At 58.6% G+C, this 19,964-nt stretch carries 20 protein-coding genes and 1 pseudogene; 10 read left to right on the top strand and 11 right to left on the bottom strand.

Going from position 1 to position 19,964, the window contains the following annotated elements:
- Positions 1-35 precede the first annotated feature (35 nt).
- The gene (gene gudD / locus ACWR1S_RS26325; RefSeq protein WP_454565528.1) at positions 36-1,379 is read left to right on the top strand and encodes a glucarate dehydratase; all 1,344 of its coding nucleotides are present in this window, start codon (positions 36-38) and stop codon (positions 1,377-1,379) included.
- A gap of 128 nt (positions 1,380-1,507) precedes the next feature.
- Here the strand turns inward: gudD and ACWR1S_RS26320 are convergent, their stop codons facing one another.
- The gene (locus tag ACWR1S_RS26320; RefSeq protein ID WP_454565527.1) at positions 1,508-2,380 is read right to left on the bottom strand and encodes a LysR family transcriptional regulator; all 873 of its coding nucleotides are present in this window, start codon (positions 2,378-2,380) and stop codon (positions 1,508-1,510) included.
- A gap of 169 nt (positions 2,381-2,549) precedes the next feature.
- On the opposite strand from ACWR1S_RS26320, the gene ampC reads away from it, so the two are divergent.
- Positions 2,550-3,707, top strand: a complete 1,158-nt coding sequence (ampC, locus tag ACWR1S_RS26315; RefSeq protein ID WP_454565548.1) for a class C beta-lactamase — start codon at positions 2,550-2,552, stop codon at positions 3,705-3,707.
- A gap of 93 nt (positions 3,708-3,800) precedes the next feature.
- Here the strand turns inward: ampC and ACWR1S_RS26310 are convergent, their stop codons facing one another.
- The 3 genes from ACWR1S_RS26310 to ACWR1S_RS26300 all read right to left on the bottom strand — a co-directional run bounded on the left by ACWR1S_RS26310 (position 3,801) and on the right by ACWR1S_RS26300 (position 4,664).
- Entirely contained in the window at positions 3,801-4,067 is a 267-nt protein-coding gene (locus ACWR1S_RS26310; RefSeq protein WP_454565526.1) for a hypothetical protein, read from the bottom strand.
- 16 nt (positions 4,068-4,083) lie between these two features.
- Positions 4,084-4,374 carry a DUF6124 family protein gene (locus ACWR1S_RS26305; protein WP_454565525.1) on the bottom strand — a complete coding sequence of 97 codons (291 nt, stop codon included), beginning with the start codon at positions 4,372-4,374 and terminating at the stop codon, positions 4,084-4,086.
- Positions 4,375-4,451: 77 nt separating this feature from the next.
- Positions 4,452-4,664 (bottom strand): hypothetical protein, encoded by a 213-nt coding sequence (locus ACWR1S_RS26300; RefSeq protein ID WP_454565524.1) that lies wholly within the window; start codon positions 4,662-4,664, stop codon positions 4,452-4,454.
- 238 nt (positions 4,665-4,902) lie between these two features.
- On the opposite strand from ACWR1S_RS26300, the gene ACWR1S_RS26295 reads away from it, so the two are divergent.
- Together ACWR1S_RS26295 and ACWR1S_RS26290 are read left to right on the top strand one after the other, a co-directional pair.
- Positions 4,903-6,270 (top strand): AAA family ATPase, encoded by a 1,368-nt coding sequence (locus ACWR1S_RS26295; RefSeq protein WP_454565523.1) that lies wholly within the window; start codon positions 4,903-4,905, stop codon positions 6,268-6,270.
- Entirely contained in the window at positions 6,263-6,892 is a 630-nt protein-coding gene (locus ACWR1S_RS26290) for a retron system putative HNH endonuclease (RefSeq protein WP_454565522.1), read from the top strand. Before ACWR1S_RS26295 ends, ACWR1S_RS26290 begins: the two co-directional genes overlap by 8 nt.
- A 64-nt stretch (positions 6,893-6,956) precedes the next feature.
- On the opposite strand, the gene ACWR1S_RS26285 is transcribed toward ACWR1S_RS26290, so the two are convergent.
- Positions 6,957-7,520: a DUF4174 domain-containing protein gene (locus tag ACWR1S_RS26285; protein ID WP_454565521.1), complete on the bottom strand. Its 564-nt coding sequence runs from the start codon at positions 7,518-7,520 to the stop codon at positions 6,957-6,959.
- 208 nt (positions 7,521-7,728) lie between these two features.
- On the opposite strand from ACWR1S_RS26285, the gene ACWR1S_RS26280 reads away from it, so the two are divergent.
- Positions 7,729-8,193, top strand: coding sequence for a GNAT family N-acetyltransferase (locus ACWR1S_RS26280; protein WP_454565520.1), 465 nt, complete (start codon positions 7,729-7,731; stop codon positions 8,191-8,193).
- Between the two features lie 36 nt (positions 8,194-8,229).
- Here ACWR1S_RS26280 and ACWR1S_RS26275 read toward each other — a convergent pair whose 3' ends face one another.
- The 4 genes from ACWR1S_RS26275 to ACWR1S_RS26260 form a co-directional block, all read right to left on the bottom strand.
- Positions 8,230-8,556, bottom strand: a complete 327-nt coding sequence (locus tag ACWR1S_RS26275) for a hypothetical protein (RefSeq protein WP_454565519.1) — start codon at positions 8,554-8,556, stop codon at positions 8,230-8,232.
- Positions 8,557-8,563: 7 nt separating this feature from the next.
- Entirely contained in the window at positions 8,564-9,349 is a 786-nt protein-coding gene (locus ACWR1S_RS26270) for a sulfite exporter TauE/SafE family protein (RefSeq protein WP_242207532.1), read from the bottom strand.
- Between the two features lie 233 nt (positions 9,350-9,582).
- The gene (locus ACWR1S_RS26265) at positions 9,583-10,797 is read right to left on the bottom strand and encodes an MFS transporter (RefSeq protein ID WP_454565518.1); all 1,215 of its coding nucleotides are present in this window, start codon (positions 10,795-10,797) and stop codon (positions 9,583-9,585) included.
- A gap of 176 nt (positions 10,798-10,973) precedes the next feature.
- Entirely contained in the window at positions 10,974-11,723 is a 750-nt protein-coding gene (locus ACWR1S_RS26260) for a hypothetical protein (protein ID WP_242207530.1), read from the bottom strand.
- 344 nt (positions 11,724-12,067) lie between these two features.
- Between ACWR1S_RS26260 and ACWR1S_RS26255 the strand changes: the two genes are divergently transcribed.
- The 3 genes from ACWR1S_RS26255 (at position 12,068) to ACWR1S_RS26245 (ending at position 14,637) form a co-directional block, all read left to right on the top strand.
- Entirely contained in the window at positions 12,068-13,216 is a 1,149-nt protein-coding gene (locus ACWR1S_RS26255) for an aldose epimerase family protein (RefSeq protein WP_454565517.1), read from the top strand.
- 103 nt (positions 13,217-13,319) lie between these two features.
- Complete coding sequence (locus ACWR1S_RS26250) at positions 13,320-14,141, top strand: aldo/keto reductase (RefSeq protein WP_454565516.1); 822 nt, start codon at positions 13,320-13,322, stop codon at positions 14,139-14,141.
- Between the two features lie 25 nt (positions 14,142-14,166).
- Entirely contained in the window at positions 14,167-14,637 is a 471-nt protein-coding gene (locus tag ACWR1S_RS26245) for a DUF1810 domain-containing protein (RefSeq protein ID WP_454565515.1), read from the top strand.
- Here ACWR1S_RS26245 and ACWR1S_RS26240 read toward each other — a convergent pair.
- Complete coding sequence (locus tag ACWR1S_RS26240) at positions 14,602-16,962, bottom strand: DNA polymerase II (RefSeq protein WP_454565514.1); 2,361 nt, start codon at positions 16,960-16,962, stop codon at positions 14,602-14,604. The two genes, ACWR1S_RS26245 and ACWR1S_RS26240, sit on opposite strands and share 36 nt — an antisense overlap.
- A gap of 198 nt (positions 16,963-17,160) precedes the next feature.
- Here ACWR1S_RS26240 and ACWR1S_RS26235 point away from each other — a divergent pair, with 198 nt between their 5' ends.
- Positions 17,161-17,601: a CBS domain-containing protein gene (locus ACWR1S_RS26235; RefSeq protein WP_008084932.1), complete on the top strand. Its 441-nt coding sequence runs from the start codon at positions 17,161-17,163 to the stop codon at positions 17,599-17,601.
- A gap of 133 nt (positions 17,602-17,734) precedes the next feature.
- Here the strand turns inward: ACWR1S_RS26235 and ACWR1S_RS26230 are convergent, their stop codons facing one another.
- Positions 17,735-18,358 carry a glutathione S-transferase N-terminal domain-containing protein gene (locus ACWR1S_RS26230; protein WP_454565513.1) on the bottom strand — a complete coding sequence of 208 codons (624 nt, stop codon included), beginning with the start codon at positions 18,356-18,358 and terminating at the stop codon, positions 17,735-17,737.
- A 1,119-nt stretch (positions 18,359-19,477) separates the two neighbouring features.
- Here ACWR1S_RS26230 and ACWR1S_RS26225 point away from each other — a divergent pair.
- Positions 19,478-19,964: pseudogene (locus ACWR1S_RS26225) on the top strand (energy transducer TonB); the annotation flags it as partial.

Here is a 19,964-nt window from a genome sequence, read left to right as displayed (position 1 = left end):
CATTGTTAAAGATTGCGTATTAAAAGGATAAGAACATGACCGCACACGACACCGCCAAAGCTCCGATCATCACCGACATGCAAGTCATCCCGGTGGCCGGTCACGACGGCATGCTGCTGAATTTGAGCGGCGCCCACGGGCCGTTTTTCACCCGTAACATCGTCATTCTCAAGGACAACGCCGGCCACACCGGCGTCGGTGAAGTGCCCGGTGGCGAGCGCATTCGCCAGACCCTGGAAGATGCACGCAGCCTGGTGGTCGGCAGCCCGATCGGCACTTATCAGAAGATTCTCAATCAAGTGCGCCAGACCTTTGCCGACCGCGATGCCGGCGGCCGTGGCCTGCAGACCTTTGACCTGCGCATCACCATTCACGCGGTCACCGGTCTTGAAGCGGCGCTGCTCGATTTGCTCGGTCAGCATCTGGATGTACCGGTGGCGGCATTGCTCGGCGAAGGTCAGCAACGCGATGAAGTGAAGATGCTCGGTTATCTGTTTTACGTCGGTGATCAGCGCGAAACCGACCTCGCCTATCGCAGCGAACCGGACGCCGACAACGACTGGTTCCGCGTGCGTCATGAGAAGGCCATGACCGCCGAAGCCGTAGTGCGCCTCGCCGAAGCAGCCCACGCGAAATACGGTTTCAAGGACTTCAAGCTCAAGGGCGGCGTGCTCAGCGGCGATGCCGAAATCGAAGCGGTGACGGCGCTGGCTGAACGCTTTCCTGATGCGCGCATCACCCTCGATCCGAACGGCGCCTGGTCACTGAAAGAAGCCATTCGTTTGTGCCGCGATCAGCATCATGTGCTGGCCTACGCCGAAGACCCGTGCGGCGCGGAAAACGGTTATTCCGGCCGTGAAGTGATGGCCGAGTTCCGTCGCGCCACGGGGCTGAAAACCGCCACCAACATGATTGCCACTGACTGGCGCGAAATGGGCCACGCGATCCAGTTGCAGTCGGTGGACATTCCATTGGCCGACCCGCACTTCTGGACCATGCAGGGTTCGGTGCGCGTGGCGCAGATGTGCCATGAATGGGGCCTGACCTGGGGCTCGCACTCCAACAACCACTTCGATATCTCGCTGGCGATGTTCACCCATGTTGCTGCTGCGGCGCCGGGCGAGATCACCGCGATCGACACCCACTGGATCTGGCAGGACGGCCAGCGCCTGACCAAGGCCCCGCTGCAAATTGTCGACGGTCTGGTGCAGGTGCCGAAAAAACCGGGGCTGGGTGTCGAGCTGGATATGGATCAGGTGGCCAAGGCTCATGAGCTATATAAAGGCATGGGCCTCGGCGCACGCGATGACAGCGTGGCGATGCAGTTTCTGATTCCGGGATGGAAGTTCGATAACAAGCGGCCGTGTCTGGTGCGCTGAACCTGATCTCCAATCCACCACGGTCCCTGTAGGAGTGAGCCTGCTCGCGATAGCGGTGTGTCAGTTGATATCAATGTTGACTGAGACACCGCTATCGCGAGCAGGCTCACTCCTACAAGGGTTTTGCATTAACCGGAAATTTGCAGCAGCCAGGTTTTGAACGCTGTCATCGCCGCCGTTTCCGGGCGCGACTGCAACCGCGTCAACCAGTAACTCCCCGTCGTAATCTCAATCGCAAACGGCTGGCATATCGCCTCCGCCGCCAGTTGCCGGGCGAACATTAGCGGCGGCGCCAATGCCACCCCGCTACCCTGCAATGCCGCCTCCATCATCGCCAGCGACGAATCGAACACGATGCTCTGCGGCGGTGCCGCCTGAGTCGCCATCCCGGCAGCCTGAAACCACTCCGGCCACTCATCGGTGCGATAAGAGCGAAGCAGCGTCTGCTGCAACAAATCCCCCGGCGAATGCAATTGCCGGGCGATCTCCGGCACGCACAACACCGACAGCGGCGCATCGAGCAAACGCGTCGCTTCGATGCCATGCCACGCCCCGGCGCCAAAACGGATCGCATAATCCAACCCTTCTGCCGCCACATCCACGCGATTGTTGTTGGTCGACAGGCGCAAATCTATGAGCGGATGTTTCGCCCGAAAGTCCGCAAGTCTAGGCAACAGCCAACCCACGGCGAACGTACCGACCGCGCCAACGGTCAACATTTCGCGGTACTGTCCGCCGGCGAGGCGTTCGAGTATCTGTGCGATGTGATCGAACGAGGTGCTCAGTACCGGCAGCAAGGTTTCGCCCTCGCTGGTCAGCATCAGCCCACGGGGCAGGCGTTTGAACAGCGTCACGTTGAGCTGCGCTTCCAGGCTTTTGACCTGATGGCTGACGGCGGCTTGCGTGACGCACAGCTCAACGGCGGCGCGGGTGAAGCTCAAATGACGCGCGGAGGCTTCAAAGGCGCGCAGTGCGTTGAGCGGCAATTGCGGTCGAATCATGCCCAGTCCCAAATTTTTCTAATGGCTCGTGCGAGTTTTCGTCGTTTGTCGATTGCCGTCGCGCTGACTAGATTGGCGGCGCTGTTCAGTTGCCCAACGAAGAAATCGCCCGCAGTGTAGCGGGATAACATCATCAACACTCATGGAGAGTGGTTCATTCATGTCATCCATTCAATCGAGCAAAGTCATTTCCTGCGCCGCTTTCGGTCTGCTCTTCGGCGCCAATTCCTGTTTCGCCGCCGTGCCCGACGATGCGCAACTGTCAGCGCTGGTCAACGCAGCGGTGACGCCGATGATGAAGCAACAGAACGTTCCCGGCCTCACCGTGGCGCTGACCGTAAACGGCAAGGCGCATTACTTTAACTACGGCGTAGCCAGTAAAGACACCGCGCAAAAAGTCAGCGAAAACACCCTGTTCGAAATCGGCTCGGTGAGCAAAACCTTCACTGCCACCCTCGCCGGTTACGCCCAGGCCACTGGCAAACTGGACCTGTCGACCAAGGCCAGCCAGCTCTGGCCTGATCTGAATGGCAGCGCGTTCGACAACATCACAGTGCTGCAACTGGGCACCTACAGCGCCGGCGGCTTGCCACTGCAATTCCCGGACAACGCGGATTCGTCTGACAAGATGCTCGGCTATTTCCAACAGTGGAAACCGGTTTATCCGGCAGGCAGTCATCGCCAGTATTCAAATCCAAGCCTTGGATTGTTCGGTTATCTGGCAGCGAAGAGCCTCGGCCAGCCGTTTGATCAGGCGATGACCCAAACCCTGCTGCCGAAACTCGGTTTGCAGCACACCTACCTCAGCGTTCCTGCCGCGCAAATGGACCTGTATGCCCAGGGCTATGACAAGAACGGCAAACCGGTCCGCGTTACGCCCGGTGCGCTGGACGAGCAGGCCTATGGCGTGAAAACCAGCGCGGTGGACATGCTGCGTTACGTTCAGGCCAACCTGAAACCTGAAACGCTGGAAGCCTCCCTGCAAAAAACCATCGCCAACACCCACACCGGTTACTACACGGTTGGCGACATGACCCAAGGTCTGGGTTGGGAAATGTATCGCTACCCGATCAGCCTTGACCGTTTGTTGGCGGGCAACTCGACGGAAATGGCCATGGAGGCGCACAAGGTGCAGTGGCTGAACCCGTCGCAACCGCAGCCGCATGATGTGCTGATCAACAAGACTGGCTCTACCGGTGGTTTTGGCACTTATGTGGCGTTTGTGCCAAGCAAAGATGTTGGCATCGTGATCATGGCTAACAAGAACTTCCCGATTCCTGAGCGGGTGAAAATCGCCCATACAATTCTCAGCGCTGTCGCTGACTGAAAATCAAAAGATCGCAGCCTGCGGCAGCTCACACATTGACCGAGTGAAAAAACCGATCCTGTAGGAGCTGCCGCAGGCTGCGATCTTTTGTCTTTAAAGCTGCGCCTGCAGCTTCCAGCCGATGACATCCATCAAGTCACAGCTGTCACGCAACGGGATCGCCATCACCCGGGCGAAATCCTGCAGCAGCAAAGCGTCTTGGCCCTTGCCGTCACCGAGCGCCAGTGTCTCCATCAATTGCGTCACACAGCGCAAACGGTAAGCCGCTGTGCCATGCAGCACATCCACCGGTGCTTCGCGGTCGATCAACAGAGCGGGAATCTTGCAGTCGATCCCGGTCAGCGGAATGTATCGCGTCATGTTTGAACCTCCCTGTTCAATGTTGCGTTGCCGCCGGTGGATCGAGATTGTCCAGCGCTCGGTTGACCAGCAACTCGCCGAGCACGGCCAACTGCTGAATCGACAAGGCTAGGCTGCGCGGCGAACCCTGCAGTTCTGCGGCGAGGTCGGTGGTCAGGGCGTTGAGTGAAGCGAGGGTTTCGCAAGCGTGGCAGAGCAGCGTGGGGGTATCGATATCGGGGAGGATGGTGAAGACGTGGCTGATGGGATCGGGGTGATGCGGGTTGCGTAAGCGGGGGTTATTGGCATCGAAGGATCCTGAATCCATGGGGGATTCGGGAGGGTTTGGAGTGTGTTTTTTCATGTCAGAAGTTCTCTATTTGAATTTCAGAAGGCCACCCAAACTCACTTCCACATGAAAGGTGGCAGCTGTACGCAGGTGTGGAAGACCTGGGAAGAGAACGAAACCCCGGCGCACTCGAAAGTGCTCCCGCGCACAGCCGCCATAAACGCGGCAATGTTGACATAAATAATGTCGCACTGCGCTTTATGAAAGCCTGTTTCATTCTCTATCCAGCGGACTTCCACATCCGACCACTGTTTTTTTGCAGCGGCCAAAGAAGACTATCCCGCCTCCCCAAAACCCACCAGTTCACCACCGCCGCCGCGACTTGCAGGAAAAATCCGCGGGGGTTGAAGGGGATTTGCGTCAGACATTTCGGCAGGCACATGCCGCAACGACTTTTGATTACCGACCTAATTCGTTGTATCTACACTGCATCGAATCAATTCGTTGGTGGGGATGACATAATGCGCGCCAAAGCCAGCAACCGTGATGCCGCGTAAGGGCGTACTAATGGAAGTAAGAGTACTCAAGCTCAAAAACTTTGGTCGATTTGCGAACGTGGCCGTCAAGCTGGCACCGACGGATACGCACCCGTCGAATGTAACAGTGATTGTCGGAAATAACGGTGCAGGAAAGACCACGCTTTTGAGATCCCTCGCCACGACGCTGAGCTGGCTCGTCGCAAGAGTTCGCACTGAGAAAGGCAATGGCACCCATATTGCTGAAGAAGATATTCAGAACGGATTTTCAGCATCCTACGCATCAACTGTAGTCGCAGACTGCTTAGAATCTCACTCAGGAACGGATGCTAATAGCTCGAAGACCGAACTGTTTGTCTGGGGAGTGGCACGCGGCCGACAAGGGCGAAAGTACGCAGTCCACAGTGAATTAACCGAAGCGAGTCGTCTTGCCGATCACTATCGCTCCCGACTAACAGCCGATGAGAAAGCCTCTCTCCCTCTAATCGCCTACTACCCGGTTGAGCGCTCGGTTCTAGAGATCCCATTAAAGATTAAAACTAAACACACCTTCGATCAGCTCGACGGCTACGATAACTCACTCAACCGGGGCGTCGATTTCCGTCGCTTCTTTGAATGGTTCCGTGAGCGCGAAGACAGCGAAAACGAAACTGGAATTTCCGACACTGCACTGGCCGAAATCTCGGAAAAGTTCGGCACCGCCAGCGACGTTTGGAATACCCTGGCCAATTTGAAAGCCTCCTCCCGTGACCGCCAACTGACTGCAGTGCGCTCGGCCATCGCGGCGTTCATGCCCGGCTTCTCCAACTTGCGCGTGCAACGCAAACCGCGTCTGCACATGGCAATCGAAAAGGACGGCGTCACCCTCAACGTTGCTCAACTCTCGCAAGGTGAGAAATCGATGATGGCGCTGGTCGGCGACATCGCGCGTCGCCTGGCGATGATGAACCAGTCACTGGACAACCCGCTGCACGGCGACGGCATCGTACTGATCGACGAAGTGGATCTACACCTGCACCCGAGATGGCAACGCAGCCTGATCCGCCAATTGAGCGAAACCTTCCCGAACTGCCAATTCGTCCTGACCACCCACTCACCGCTGGTCATCAGTGACGCCAAAGATGTGCTGGTTTATGTCCTTAATGACGGAGAACTTCACGAACACAACGGCCTGTACGGACTCGACGCCAATCAGGTACTTCTGGAAGTCATGGACACCGACATCCGCAACAGCGACGTGCAGAAGCGCCTGAACCGACTGCTTAACGAGGTGCAGGACGGTAATCTCGAGAAAGCAAAATCACTTTTCGCCGAACTTTCCTCGGAACTCCCCGAAGGTCATATCGAGCTGGCAAAAGCTGCTCTCTTGATCCGCAAACTGGAGTTGCGTCGTGCGTAAGATCATCAAAGGAACTGAGCCGGATTCGCTTGCAAAATGGAAGCTGAAAAACAAAACCGCCACTTATCCCGACTTGCCGCCCGAAGAGCGTCAATCCGTCCGCGCCGCCTGCATCGCCGAACAGTTCGGACTGTGCGCCTATTGCTGCCAGTCCATCACAATTAATGGCTCTCACAATGAGCATGTTGAGGCTCAGGATCGAGTACACAATCGCACACTGGATTTCAGCAACATTGTAGCCAGTTGCGAGAACCGTCCGCATTGCGGACATGGTCGAGGAACACAGCCGCTGCGGCTGACTCCGTTCATGGATGAGTGTGAAACCGAACTCAAGTTCTATCTTTCAGGACTGGTCGCAGGAAAAACCTCGCGCGCAGAAGAAGCCATCAAGGCGTTGAATCTGGGTCACACCGAAGAGAGCAATCGACCACTTATCGGCAGAAGAAGAACCTTGGTTGAAGCACTGATTTACAAGGTCGGGGTCCAACCTGGCGAATTGCCGGAGATCGAGGACAAGGAAATACTCGACCTGCTCCTGGATGATCTACTTCTTCCCAAAGCGCATAAACTCGACCCCTTCTCCCCCGTACTGGTGAACATCATTCGCCAAATGCCAGCATAAAAAAGGGGCGAGAAGATTGAATCCTCTCGCCCCTTTGACGTGAAATCGTCTCTACAAAAACCGATCAATCATCCGGCATTTCCGGCGGCTTGGCTGGTTTCGCAGGCTTGGTCGGCTTGGCGTTCTTCGCGCCTTTCGCCGGTTCCGGCGTAGCAGCGACCGGCGCCTGAGCCGCAGCGGCCGCTTCCTTCTCAGCCATCGGCATGGCGTCGATGGTGTCGAAGATTTTCTTCAGGTCCAGCGCTTTCGCTTCATCCCCCGAAGCCGAGAGTTTGGTCTCGCCGTCCTTGCCCACCAGGAACACTTTCGGATACGCCCCGGCACCGAGCTTCAGCGAGCGCAGCAGCGCCATGGTGTCTTGCTGGCCCATGTCCTTGCCGTCGAGTTGGCCGGACATGTTGAGGATGGTGTAGACCTTGATGTTGCGGTCGGTGACGCCCTTTTTGTTGGCGGGATCCTCCAGCGACTTTTTCAAAGCCACCCACACGGGGTCGACCGTGCTTTGTGCGATCACGATCAGCGGTCGGGCGCGGCCCATATCTCCGGCGATGGGCGAATCGTTGTCAGCGGCGAACAAGGGGCCGGCAATCGCCAGCAAGAGTGTCAGGGTCAGTGACCTGATGAGCATGCGCATCTCCTTTTGATATCCACGCTCTAATGATTGCGCATCGTGGCGATTGTTCCGGGACAACCCGGCAAATATCTTCCGCCTAGTCAGAAGCTTAGGACAGGCGCGACATTGCGCAACCTATCCGAGGTGATCGCAACGCGGATTTGATTACCTTTTATGACCGCATTAGGGTCGTGGTTCTGCCCATGAAATGGAGTTCACCCGCATGCACATCGATTACCTGTGCGATCACCCCGAATTGATCGAAGAACTGGCCACGCTCAACTTCGAGGAATGGGGCGAGTTTCGTGCCGGGCAAACCGTCGAGCACCGCATCGAACACATGCGCGAATCCTGCGGCAAAGGAGTGGTGCCGAGTGTGGTGGTAGCGCTTGAGGGTTCACGTTTGCTGGGCGGCGCGTTGCTGATCGAGAACGATCTGAAGCTGCGCCCGAACCTGACGCCATGGCTGGCTGGCGTTTATGTGAAGGCTGAGGAACGCGGTCGCGGGATTGCTTCGCAACTGGTCAATCGAGTGGTTGCAGAAGCGGCGGCGCTGGGTGTGCCTGAGTTGTATCTGTACACCGACACGTCGCAGTCGCTATATGCGCGGCTGGGTTGGGAAGAGGTTGAAGCACTGGTCTACGACGATTTGCCAGTGACAGTGATGAAATACGTCATTCAGCGCTAACCGGTGGTGAGGCGGCTCGCGGTAGGCTGTGCCGCCTCACCCCAGCGCTGAATCGAGCGCGGAGAGCAATTGCGCAGGGGCGACGGGTTGTCCACCGAGCTTGAGTTCACCGCTGTCGAGTTCAACGCTCAACCTCACCGACGCCCGATCGCCCGGGTATTTGCGCAGCACCAGCGAGAGGCCATTGACGGTCTCGTCGGCAGTACCGAGCAAATCCCACAGGCTCTCGCTCAGATCCAGCAGCACTTGCTGGCGCTGCAGATCGACTACCCGCGGCGCATACAGCCAATGGCTCATGCGCATCTCACGCGGTTCGACGGTGATGGCGAGGCGGCCATCGCAATGGACAGTGGTTTCACTCATGGCCGGTTCAGAACGCCAGTTTGTAGCCGATCAACACCAGCATCGTCGCCAGGCACGGGCGCAGCACTTCATCAGAGATGCGTCCGGTCAGGTGGCTGCCGAGCCAGATGCCTGGCAACGAGCCGACCAGCAAGAACCCCAGCACGCCCCAATCCATATTGCCCATGCTCGCGTGGCCGAGGCCTGCAACGAGGGTCAGCGGAACGGCGTGGGCGATTTCCGTGCCGACCAAACGGCGGGTCGGCAGCAGCGGATAGAGGATGAACAGCGCAACGGTGCCAAGGGCGCCCGCACCGATCGAGGTCAGGGCAACCATGGTGCCGAGGACCAGACCGGTGATCACGGTCATCACGTTCAGCCGTGAACCACTCGGGTTGTAGTTGCCACCGGCGCGTTTGTGGGCGAAGTCGAGCAAGCGTTTCTTGAAGAAGATCGCCAGCGCGGTGGCGAACAGCACAAAGCCCAGGGCCTGTTTGATGATGGCGTTCATCGCGTCCGGCGCTGTGTGCAGGGTGCTAAGGAACCACAAGGTCATCGCCACCGCTGGCACGCTGCCGAGGGTCAGCCAACCGGTGATCGCCCAGTCGATGTTTTTGTTTTTGCGGTGAACGAGGACGCCACTGGATTTGGTAATGGCGGCGTACAACAGATCAGTGCCCACTGCCGTTGCCGGGTTGATGCCGAACCACAGCAGGATCGGCGTCATTAACGAACCACCGCCGACACCGGTCATGCCGACAATAAACCCCACCACCAGCCCGGCAATCACCAGGCCGAAATTTGCCAATTCCATTAAACCGTCCAGAAAAACGACAGGAAAAATCTGGCCCGCAGCATAGCGATTTTTCTTATAACCACAGATATCGATGCGGTCTATCGTTATGCCATATCGAATTCACCACGATTATCCCCCTGTGGGAGCGAGCTTGCTCGCGAATGCGGTGGATCCTTCAACTCATCTGTCGACTGACACAACGTATTCGCGAGCAAGCTCGCTCCCACAGTGTGAAGCGGTGGTTTCCAGAGTTAATGCACTCGTCGGCCTGGTTTGAAGCTGTGGTTTTTGTTGATCCACACCGTGGCCAGCGCGATCAGCGACAGGATCAGCAGCGCCCACGGAAACGACATCGCCCCGGCCCGATCCAGCAACAACCCGCCAAACAACCCGCCGCCGGCAATCGCCACGTTCCAAGAGGTGGTGAGCATCGCCTGTACCACATCGACGTGATCACCGGCCGAGTCCGCTGCCGAAGTCAGCAGCAAAGTGGCCGAGCCGCCAAACGACAATCCCCACACCGCCATGCACGCGTAAATGATCAGCGGCGACGGCGCTGCCAACGCCAGAACCAGCGCCGTCAGCGCAAACACCGCGAGGCTGATCAGCGTCAGCCAACGCAGCCAGCGATCCACCAGCATGCCAATAATCCAGATCCCCACCAGCGAACACAGGCCAAACACCAGCAGCACCAAATCGACCCGGTCAGCCAACCCGGCCTGCATCAGAAACGGTGCAATGTAGGTGTAGAGAATGTTGTGTCCGAGCATCCACGTCAGCACCACGAACAACACCGGTCGCACACCGGGCAGACGCAGCGATTCGAGTAACGGCAGACGCTCCTCGCTGGTTTGCCCCGGACGATCCGGCACGGCGATGACAATCCACGCCGCCAACACCAGAGCCAGCGCCGACATGATCGCGAACGACGCGCGCCAACCGATCAGATTGCCCAGCCACGTCCCCGCCGGTGTGCCCAGCGACAGCGCCACTGGTGTGCCGAGCATGGCAATCGCCAGCGCCCGCCCCTGTTGATGCACCGGCACGATGCCGCGCGCATACCCGGCCATGATCCCCCACGACAGCCCCGCCGCCATCCCGGCGAGAAAGCGCGAGGCGAGGGTCAAACCGTAATGGCTGGAGAACGTGGTGACGGTGTTGAATATCAGAAAGCCGCCGACCGTCATCAACAACACCCGCCGCCGAGGCCAACCGCGCGTGGCGACGGTCAGCGGAATCGCCGCGACAATCGAACCCAGCGCGTAGAGCGTCACCAGTTGCCCGGCGAGCACTTCGCTGACGTCGAGCCCGGCGCCGATTTGCGGCAGCAGGCCGGCCGGCAGGGTTTCGGTGAGGATGGCGATGAAACCGGTCATGGCGAATGCCAGCAACGCGGCATAGGGCAGTTTGTCCGCACGGGCGGTGCGGTCGACGCGGCTGAAATCGGCGCTGGCGGGGTCGGTCATGACGGGGGCGGCTCCATTTTGATCAATAGCGGTGACGGATTGTATACAAAAACAACCTTCACTATTCGATCAATGTGGGAGCGAGCCTGCTCGCGAATGCGCTCTTTCAGGCACTGAAGTGTTGATTGATCCACCGCTTTCGCGAGCAGGCTCGCTCCCACATTGGTGCTCTGCACTCACTGCACCGGCAAGAAATTCAGGAACAGCAAACTCTGCGCGTAGTTAAGGCCGATCCGCCGGTAGCGCTCATCAAGCATCTGCGTGATCAGGTCCAGTCGCGCAACGATTTTGCCGAACTCGGTGGCGAAACTCAGGTTGCTGCCCTCCTCCGAGATCTCATTGGAGAACAGCAGCGGCTGCCCTTCCTTGTTCTGTCGCTGGGACAAAATCCACGTGGCTTTTTCGATATTGCGTGCAGCGTTGTGAACGAACGTCGGGTTGATCGCGTCCGTCATATAGAACTCGGTGCGATTGCCGTGGGCGGTGACCAGCATGCTGCCGATCGCATAGATGAACGCGCCGACGCGATCGCCGAGAAACTCCGGACTCATCGCATAGCTGAGCGCCGCCAGATCCTTGCGCCCTCCCAGCACCGGCAGCGGCTGTTGCTGCTCGATGGCCTGGCGCACCTGTTTCACGGCCGCATGGATGTTGAGAAAGCCTGACTTGCGCAGTTCTTCCGGGTTGCGCAAGTACAACTTGCCCTGCAAGCGATAGAGGCTGTTGAGGTTGTCGCGCATCGCCAGTGTGGCCATGCGGTCGACGCTGGTCTGCAAGAACTCTTGCGGCTGACCGTCACGCATCTGATTGAAGAAGCCGTTGCCGTCCTGGTGACTGCAACCGCTGAACAGCAGCGACGACAAACAGGCCAGCAACAGGCACGGGCGGCGGAAAAAAGCAGCGATCAGGGCAAAAACTCTCGGCATGAAATCTCGAACGGGCACATTCCTGTGCGGCGGGAGTCACCGCATCCTGGCCATGGATAGAGCCGCCGATTGCGAAAAAGTGCAGTGGTGCGCATGACCAACCGACCTTCGGCAATGCCTGCCCAACCAATTAGTCTGTCTTTATTGTTGAAATAAACGATTAATCAACTATAAATCTTCACTTCACATACAAATAGCATGACTAGTTACCGTGTAGGAGCTGCCGAAGGCTGCGATCTTTTGACTCTGGGGTTTAGAAGCAAGATCAACAGATCGCAGCCTGCGGCAGCTCCTACACGGCATCGGCGCCATTTTGAAAACAACAACAAGAAGGAAGGTCTACCATGCTTCAATCCCGTCACCTGCTCTCCGGCCTCGGACTGTCCCTGATGATCGCCACCCTCTCCGCCAACGCGGCCGGCCTCAGCGCCGAACACAAAGCTTTCGGCAAAACCAATGACGGCACGCCCGTCGAGCAATACATCCTGCGCAACAGCCACGGCATGCAAGCGACCGTCATCACCTACGGTGCGACCCTGCAATCGCTGAAAGTGGCGGACAAGCACGGCAAGTTCGACGACGTCGTGCTCGGCTTCGACGATGTGCAGGGCTACCAGAAAGGCACCGCCTACTTCGGCGCGACCATCGGCCGCTTCGGCAATCGCCTCGCCGAAGGTGCGTTCGAACTCGACGGCAAGCGCTATCAAGTGCCGCAGAACGACAAGACCAACGCGCTGCACGGCGGCACGCTGGGCTTCGACAAGAAAGTCTGGAAAGCCCAGGAAACCAAGGACAAGGATTCGGTCGGCGTGACCCTGACCTATCTGTCGGCGGACGGCGAAATGGGCTTCCCCGGCAACCTCACCACCGAAGTGACCTATCGCCTCACCGACAACAACGAACTGCGCATCGACTACAAGGCCAGCACCGACAAACCGACCGTGCTCAACCTGACCAACCACAGCTATTTCAACCTCGCCGGTGCCGGCAATGGCGACATCCTCAAACAGGTCGCCACCCTGCACGCCAGCCATTACACCCCGGTCACCGCCAAACTGATCCCGACCGGCGAACTGGCACCCGTCGCGGGCACGCCGATGGATTTCAGCAAACCCACTGCGATTGGCACGCACATCAAGGCTGATCATCCGCAGCTAAAATTCGCTGAGCCGAAACAGGGTGGGTTTGATTTCAACTGGGCGCTGGATACCAAAGGTGATATCGGCAAAGTAGCGACTGAGGTGAGTGACCCGCAGTCCGGTCGCGTGCTGCAGTTGTTCACCACGGAACCGGGTGTGCAGTTCTATACCAGCAACTTCCTCGACGGCACGGTCAAGGGCAAGGGTGGCAAGGTCTATCCGCATTGGGGCGCGTTTACCCTGGAGACTCAGCATTATCCGGATTCACCGAATCAGCCGGACTTCCCGAGCACTCGGCTTGATCCGGGGCAGGCTTACAGCCACAGCGTGGTGTTGAAGTTCTCCGCAAAATAACTCGCCCCGCCGTACCTGATCGTTCCCACGCTCCGCGTGGGAACGATCTGATCTATCCTGCTGCCCACTAAAAGGTATCGACACATTCAGCAAGGAGGTTTGCATGCGTACCCTCGAACTGGCCGGCGTCCAGGTTCCGATCATTGGCCAAGGCACTTGGCGCATGGGTGAAGATCGCTCGGCGCACAAGCGTGAAGTGGCGGCGCTGCGCACGGGGATCGAGCTGGGCATGACCCTGATCGACAGCGCCGAAATGTACGCCGAGGGCGGCGCCGAAAGCGTGGTTGGCGAAGCCATTGCCGGTCTGCGCGATCAGGTGTTTCTGGTGAGCAAGGTCTACCCGCACAACGCCAGCCGCAAAGGCATTCCGCAGGCCTGCGAGCGCAGTCTGCGGCGGCTCGACACCGATTACATCGACCTCTATCTGTTGCACTGGCGCGGCCAGTATCCGCTGGACGAAACCGTCGAAGCCTTCGAGCGCCTGCGCGAGGACGGCAAGATCGGCCGTTGGGGCGTGTCGAATTTCGATGTCGATGATCTCGAAGAACTGTCGAGTTCTGCCTGCGCGACCAATCAGGTGCTCTACAACCTCGAAGAGCGCGGCATCGAATTCGATCTGCTGCCGTGGTGCCAACACCAGCGCATGCCGCTGATGGCCTATTGTCCGATTGGCCAGGGTGGCGCGATGCTGGCTGAACCGCTGCTGAACAAGATTGCCGCTCGTCATGGTGTAACCCCCGCGCAGGTTTCACTGGCGTGGATTCTGCGTCAGGATGGTGTGATTGCGATTCCCAAGGCTGTGCGACCGGAACATGTGCAACTCAATGCACAAGCCGCGCAACTGCAACTGGAGGCCGGGGATCTGGCGGCGCTGGACCAGGCGTTTCAAGCGCCACAACGCAAGCAGCGGCTGGCCATGGTTTGAGCCAGCGGCTGGCGAGGGCTTCGCGATGAGAAGCACTGATCAGTACGACCCGTTCAACCTGCAACGTTTTGTCCAGGCCCAGGATCCGGTGTTCGAGCGCGTGCAACGCGAGCTCGACGACGGCCGCAAACGCAGCCACTGGATGTGGTTTGTCTTTCCGCAGTTCGCCGGCCTGGGCGGCAGTGAAATGTCCCGGCGCTACGCCATCGGTTCGGCCGAGGAAGCCCGGGCCTATCTGGCCCACGAGCTGCTCGGCGCACGCCTGCGTACTTGCACGCAGTTAGTGCTTAATGTGCAACAGCGCTCGATTGCGGAGATTTTCGGCCATCCCGATGACCTGAAATTTCATTCATCGATGACCCTGTTCGCGCAGTTTTGCGCTGAAGACAGCGTGTTCAATCAGGCACTGGAGCGCTACTTCCACGGCATTCTTGATGAGTGGACGCTGCAACTGCTCGACTCAAAACAGGCCCAGTTGCCCCCCGATCAGGGTTGAGAAGTCGTCGTCGACAAACGGCAGAATCGCATCCGCCACCGGCTGCAGTTGCCGAGTGATGTAGTGGTCGTAATCGATCGCGGCGCGGCGCACTTCCAGCGGCTCGGGGCCGGCCAGGGTGATGACGTAGCTGATCCAGCCGCCATTCTGGTACTGCCGTGGGCGCCCGTGTTGCGCGTTGTAATCGTCGGCCAGCCGCGCCGCGCGCACGTGCGGCGGGACGTTGCGTTCATAGTCGTCAAGGGTGCGGCGCAGACGTTTGCGGTAGATCAGTCGATCGTCGAATTCGCCGGCGAGGGTTTTGCGCACGTAGTCACGCACGTAATCCTGATACGGCTTGCGCTGGAAAATCCGCTCGTAGAGTTCCTGCTGAAATTGCCGGGCCAGCAGCGACCAGTCGGTGCGCACGGTTTCCAGACCTTTGTAGACCATTTCATCGCTGCCGTCGGCACGGGTGACGAGGCCGGCATAACGTTTTTTGCTGCCCTCCTCCGCGCCGCGAATGGTCGGCATCAGAAAGCGTTTGTAGTGAATTTCGAATTGCAGTTCGAGGGCGCTTTCCAGGCCATATTCATCACGCACATGCGCGCGCCACCAGTCGTTGACGTGCTTGACCAGCGCATGACCGATGTTCGCCGCCTCTTCCTGCCCGTGCGGACGACGCAGCCAGACAAACGTTGAATCGGTGTCGCCATAGATCACCGCGTGGCCTTGCTCTTCGATCAGCTTGCGCGTGCGCAGCATGATCTCGTGGCCGCGCAGAGTGATCGATGAGGCCAGCCGCGTATCGAAGAAGCGGCAACCGCTGGAGCCGAGCACGCCGTAGAAAGCGTTCATGATGATTTTCAGCGCTTGCGACAGCGGTGCGTTGTGCTCGCGCTTGGCGGTCTCGCGACCCTCGGCGACGCGCGAGACAATAGAAGGCAGGCAATGACGGGTGCGCGAGAATCGCGCGCCACGGAAGCCCGGCACCGAGTCGGCGTCATCGGGGTGTTGCAAGCCTTCTATCAGGCCGACAGGGTCGATCAGAAAGGTGCGAATGATTGACGGGTACAGGCTCTTGTAATCGAGCACCAGCACCGATTCGTAAAGGCCCGGTTGCGAGTCCATGACAAACCCGCCCGGGCTGGCCTGCGGCGGATTGGTGCCGAGGTTCGGCGCAACAAAACCCTGGCGGTGCATCAACGGCATATACAGATGGGTGAACGCCGCCACGGAACCGCCGCTGCGATCGGCCGGCAGTCCGGTGACGCTGGCGCGTTCGAGCAAAAAGGTCAGCAGTTCGGTCTTGGCGAAGATCCGCGTGACCAGTTCACAGTCCTTGAGGTTGTACTTGGCCAGCGCCGGTTTGTCCTCGGCGAACATGCGGTTGATTTCGTCCATGCGCTGGTACGGATTGTCGATCGACTTGCCTTCGCCGAGCAGGGTCTGGGCGACGTTTTCCAGACTGAACGAGGGGAAGCTCCAGGTCGCCGAACGCAGGGACTCGATACCGTCGATGATCAACCGCCCCGCCGCCGAAGCGAAGTAGTGATTACGGCTGCCGTGCTCGCGCCACTGCATTTCTTCGCCGCCACGGCCGATCTTAAGCGGCACACCGAGGCGCCGTGCGTGTTCGTGGAGGATGCGCAGGTCGAACTGCACGACGTTCCAGCCGATGATTGCATCGGGGTCGTGGCGGGCGAACCAGTCGTTGAGCTTTTTCAGAATGACGGTGCGCGAGTCGCAGTATTCAAGGTCGAAGTCGACGATGCTGGCGTCGCCGTTCGGCGCACCGAGCATGTACACCTGACGCTCGCCGCAGCCTTCGAGGGCGATGGAGTACAGCTCGCCGGTTTCGGTGGTTTCGATGTCCAGCGAAACCAGCCGTAGTTTCGGTCGATAATCGGGGTCAGGTTTGAGCTGGGCGTTGAGCAATACGCCGTCGGCATCGGGCGTGCCACTGAACCGCACCGGCGCGGTGATAAAACGCTCCATCAAATAGCGTTCCGGCGGGCGTACGTCAGCTTCGTAGACGTCCACACTGTTGCGGTTGAGCGCGGTTTCCAAGCGCATCAATTGGCCGTGTTGCTGACAATACAGACCCAGCACCGGGCGATGCTCGAAATCCTGCAGGGCCAGGGGGCGCAGTTCGACGTTCTTTTCGTCGTGCAGCAGGCGTTCGGCCGCTTCGCGCTGCTCGGCGGGGATAAACGCCACCGACGGCTGATGTGGCAGACGCACACGGCGCGGCCCGGCGTCGGTCGCCAGCCAGAACTCGACTTCGGTGCCGGCCGGAGTATCGCGCCAATGCCGGGTCAGGACGAAGCCCTGCGGTAAATCCACCACTGCAACCTCAGAAATTGAAACAGAGGGGCATTCTACGCGGCATTGCCTGGGATGACCCTGACGATAAACAGCCGCCAGCCACGGAAAAACCCGGCAAATGACGTTTTTTGCGTGTTATCTGCCGCTTTGCCACCTTGCCCTGCGCGCTTGCGTCTACGATGCTTGGATAACAACGACAACACCTGAGTAACCGCCATGAAGACCGTCGCCCAACTGCTCAAGCTCAAAGATCAGAAAAATCAGGAAGTGCACCAGATCAAACCTGATCACATGGTGCTCGAAGCGCTGATGAAGATGGCCGAAAAAAACGTCGGCGCCTTGCTGGTGGTCGAAGACGACAAAGTGGTCGGCATCATCAGCGAACGCGACTACGCGCGCAAACTGGTGTTGCATGGCCGCTCATCCGTGGGCACGCCGGTGCGCGACATCATGGTGGCGAACGTGATCACCGTGGACACTCATCAAACCGTCGACACCTGCTTGGGCATCATGTCGGACAAACGCCTGCGCCACTTGCCGGTGGTGGAGAACGGCAAGTTGATTGGTTTGCTGTCGATCGGTGACCTGGTCAAAGAAGCGATTGCCGAACAGGCGGAGCTGATCAAGCAGCTGGAGCAGTACATTCGCGGGGAATAAACCCCCTCCTCCTGATCGTTCCCACGCGCAGCAAAGGAATGCCTCCTGTGACGCTCTGCGTCACGCATTGGGACGCGGAGCGTCCCGGGCTGCGTTACCACGCAGAGCGTGGGAACGATCATCTGCGGTGTGTTCAGGAAGGCCAATGCCGGGCAAACACCGGTGCCAGCACCGGATGCCGGTCGATCCGCTGCAACCATGCATAAAACCCCGGTCGCGCCTGACGCAAATGCTCGCGGCTGCCGGCCCAGCGCGTCACCACCGCCGCCAACACATCCAGCGCCCCCGGCGTTTCGTCATCCAGGTACAGCTCGGCAGAAAACTGGTCGGCAAACACCTCCCAACTCCAGTGCAAACGCACGCGCGCGCCGGCGACCAGATTCTGCCGCGAGGCTTCGTCGGGCATCAGCAGCCAGCGCTCCGGATAATCGATGACGCCGATCGCCGCATAACAGTTGCTGACGATGTAAACCAGACCACGAATCGCCTGATCACGATCATCCGCCTTGGCCGGCAGCAGGCCTGACTTGGGAAACGTCAGGCCCAGATGAATCAGAATCGCCGCACTCTCGGTGATTGCACTGCCATCGGGCAGTTGCAGGGTGGGAATCTGCTTCAGTGGATTGAGCTGGGCCAGCGCCTCGGCGGCTTCGGTGCTGGCTTCGATATCAATGAAGCGGTAAGCGATCTGGCACAGTTCCAGCGCCGCTTCGATGGCGGCTGCGCCCGAATTTCTGTGCCCGTAGAGCTGGTACATATCCAATCCCCCCGAAAAGGCCATTGCCACAGGGTAGATGGCTGTAGCGCGGGTGTAGAAATAATCTGTCTGTGTATCGGTTTTGGCACGGATTTCCCATGCACTCGCGACTTGCGAATTCAAACCTCGCAAAACAGCGCTGGCGGTGCCCATCCCGCACCAAGAGCAATCATCGAACGCTATCCGCGTTCTTGTAAGGTGCGATACCGAACCAAAAGTTCGCGTATCCGAGCTGGCAACAAGGAGTTCACCGCGTGAATCTTCAAACGCTCTGCCGCATCAACCTCTGCTCGCCTCTTTGTGCACAACGCCGAGTTCATTCGAACAGCCCCGGCGACCAACGCCTTTACTTTATTACCTGACTCCACGACCGCGCCCTGTGATCGGCAATGACTTATTCGCCGGCAATGGCGTGCTATTTATTTTTTAAATACAACTCACAAAGTTATTGCACAACCAATGTATTAAATGAACGCAAGCAGGATTGTCGAACAATAACTTCCAGCGATTTTACAAACGCACCAAAACAGCTCCAGTGACTTTAACCAAACAGCACAGCAAACATTGATTTCATTTAAACAAGAACAAGGAACATGCCACGTGAGCCGCTAAAACATTGACCCGCACCAATTCAGTCCGCCGCGCACCAGCAAGTGCCCTGGCCGCCAGCTGCGCAGCCGCTCTATCCCGCCAACCCGCGTGATAGCGCGTAGAGCCTGACTCGCCTCTGAAAAAGCTCCGTTAACCGGAGTAACGGGAATCCGTGCGCCGGAGAAAAACCACGGCGATGGCAAAACTTATATAAATGCGACATGGGTAACACTCATGAAATAACCACTCTACATTTCGGCAACATCTGGCACAGCCGTTGCAAAACAGAATTCGAGTAATCAATTGTAGGAGCTGCCGAAGGCTCCTACATAGAACAACACCAGGGAATGGCTAATGAACACTCGAAGTCGATAGCGCTAAGCCAGTAAGTTTGCACAAGCCTTGTTAACCGGATAGTTCCACTATCGGCTTCTGCTCACCTTGAAGAAAGTTGCACCCACCCACTCGAACATCCCCCAGATGTTCGGACGGCACCTTATTGCCCTTCATCAACCCGAGGGAGCTTTAATGAACGATGCGGTAAAGCACAGAACCCTGCCGGGGCCGTTGCGGGAAGCGCCAACTCCGCCGCCACCGGGCAGGCCGGCGTTTAAAGCCAATACCTCGCAACCCGGCGGTTTGAATAAACAGCAGATGGTGTTGCTGGTCGCTGTGTCGGCGCTGATACATGGCGGCGCCTGGTGGTTTCTCCAGCAATCCAAAACAGAGCCATTGCCAACGCCACCGCAGATTCCGGAAATGACCGTCGAGCTGACCAGCCCGACGCCACCGGCACCACCCACCCCGGAACCGCCACCGCCGCCTCCTCCGCCACCACCGCCGGAACCTGAACAACCGGTGGAAGACGAGGACGCGGTCAAGCCACCGCCGAAACCGGTGGAGAAACCCAAGCCGATCGAAAAACCGAAACCGGTCGAGAAGCCGAAACCGGTGAAAAAGGTCGAGCCGCCGAAAGCTCCACCGGCCCCGGCACAACCGGCTGCACCCGCTGCCC

This window comes from Pseudomonas sp. AIG, assembly GCF_977020205.1.
Note: the sequence above shows the minus strand (reverse complement) of the source record. Positions and strands in the feature narration are given on the sequence as shown.

Bases quoted from the DNA above. Each gene is read 5' to 3' on its own strand.
- gudD (WP_454565528.1), top strand. From the start codon at position 36: ATGACCGCACACGACACCGCCAAAGCTCCGATCATCACCGACATGCAA.
- ACWR1S_RS26320 (WP_454565527.1), bottom strand. From the start codon at position 2,380: ATGATTCGACCGCAATTGCCGCTCAACGCACTGCGCGCCTTTGAAGCC.
- ACWR1S_RS26310 (WP_454565526.1), bottom strand. From the start codon at position 4,067: ATGACGCGATACATTCCGCTGACCGGGATCGACTGCAAGATTCCCGCT.
- ACWR1S_RS26305 (WP_454565525.1), bottom strand. From the start codon at position 4,374: ATGGATTCAGGATCCTTCGATGCCAATAACCCCCGCTTACGCAACCCG.
- ACWR1S_RS26295 (WP_454565523.1), top strand. From the start codon at position 4,903: ATGGAAGTAAGAGTACTCAAGCTCAAAAACTTTGGTCGATTTGCGAAC.
- ACWR1S_RS26285 (WP_454565521.1), bottom strand. From the start codon at position 7,520: ATGCTCATCAGGTCACTGACCCTGACACTCTTGCTGGCGATTGCCGGC.
- ACWR1S_RS26280 (WP_454565520.1), top strand. From the start codon at position 7,729: ATGCACATCGATTACCTGTGCGATCACCCCGAATTGATCGAAGAACTG.
- ACWR1S_RS26275 (WP_454565519.1), bottom strand. From the start codon at position 8,556: ATGAGTGAAACCACTGTCCATTGCGATGGCCGCCTCGCCATCACCGTC.
- ACWR1S_RS26270 (WP_242207532.1), bottom strand. From the start codon at position 9,349: ATGGAATTGGCAAATTTCGGCCTGGTGATTGCCGGGCTGGTGGTGGGG.
- ACWR1S_RS26265 (WP_454565518.1), bottom strand. From the start codon at position 10,797: ATGACCGACCCCGCCAGCGCCGATTTCAGCCGCGTCGACCGCACCGCC.
- ACWR1S_RS26260 (WP_242207530.1), bottom strand. From the start codon at position 11,723: ATGCCGAGAGTTTTTGCCCTGATCGCTGCTTTTTTCCGCCGCCCGTGC.
- ACWR1S_RS26255 (WP_454565517.1), top strand. From the start codon at position 12,068: ATGCTTCAATCCCGTCACCTGCTCTCCGGCCTCGGACTGTCCCTGATG.
- ACWR1S_RS26250 (WP_454565516.1), top strand. From the start codon at position 13,320: ATGCGTACCCTCGAACTGGCCGGCGTCCAGGTTCCGATCATTGGCCAA.
- ACWR1S_RS26245 (WP_454565515.1), top strand. From the start codon at position 14,167: ATGAGAAGCACTGATCAGTACGACCCGTTCAACCTGCAACGTTTTGTC.
- ACWR1S_RS26235 (WP_008084932.1), top strand. From the start codon at position 17,161: ATGAAGACCGTCGCCCAACTGCTCAAGCTCAAAGATCAGAAAAATCAG.
- ACWR1S_RS26230 (WP_454565513.1), bottom strand. From the start codon at position 18,358: ATGTACCAGCTCTACGGGCACAGAAATTCGGGCGCAGCCGCCATCGAA.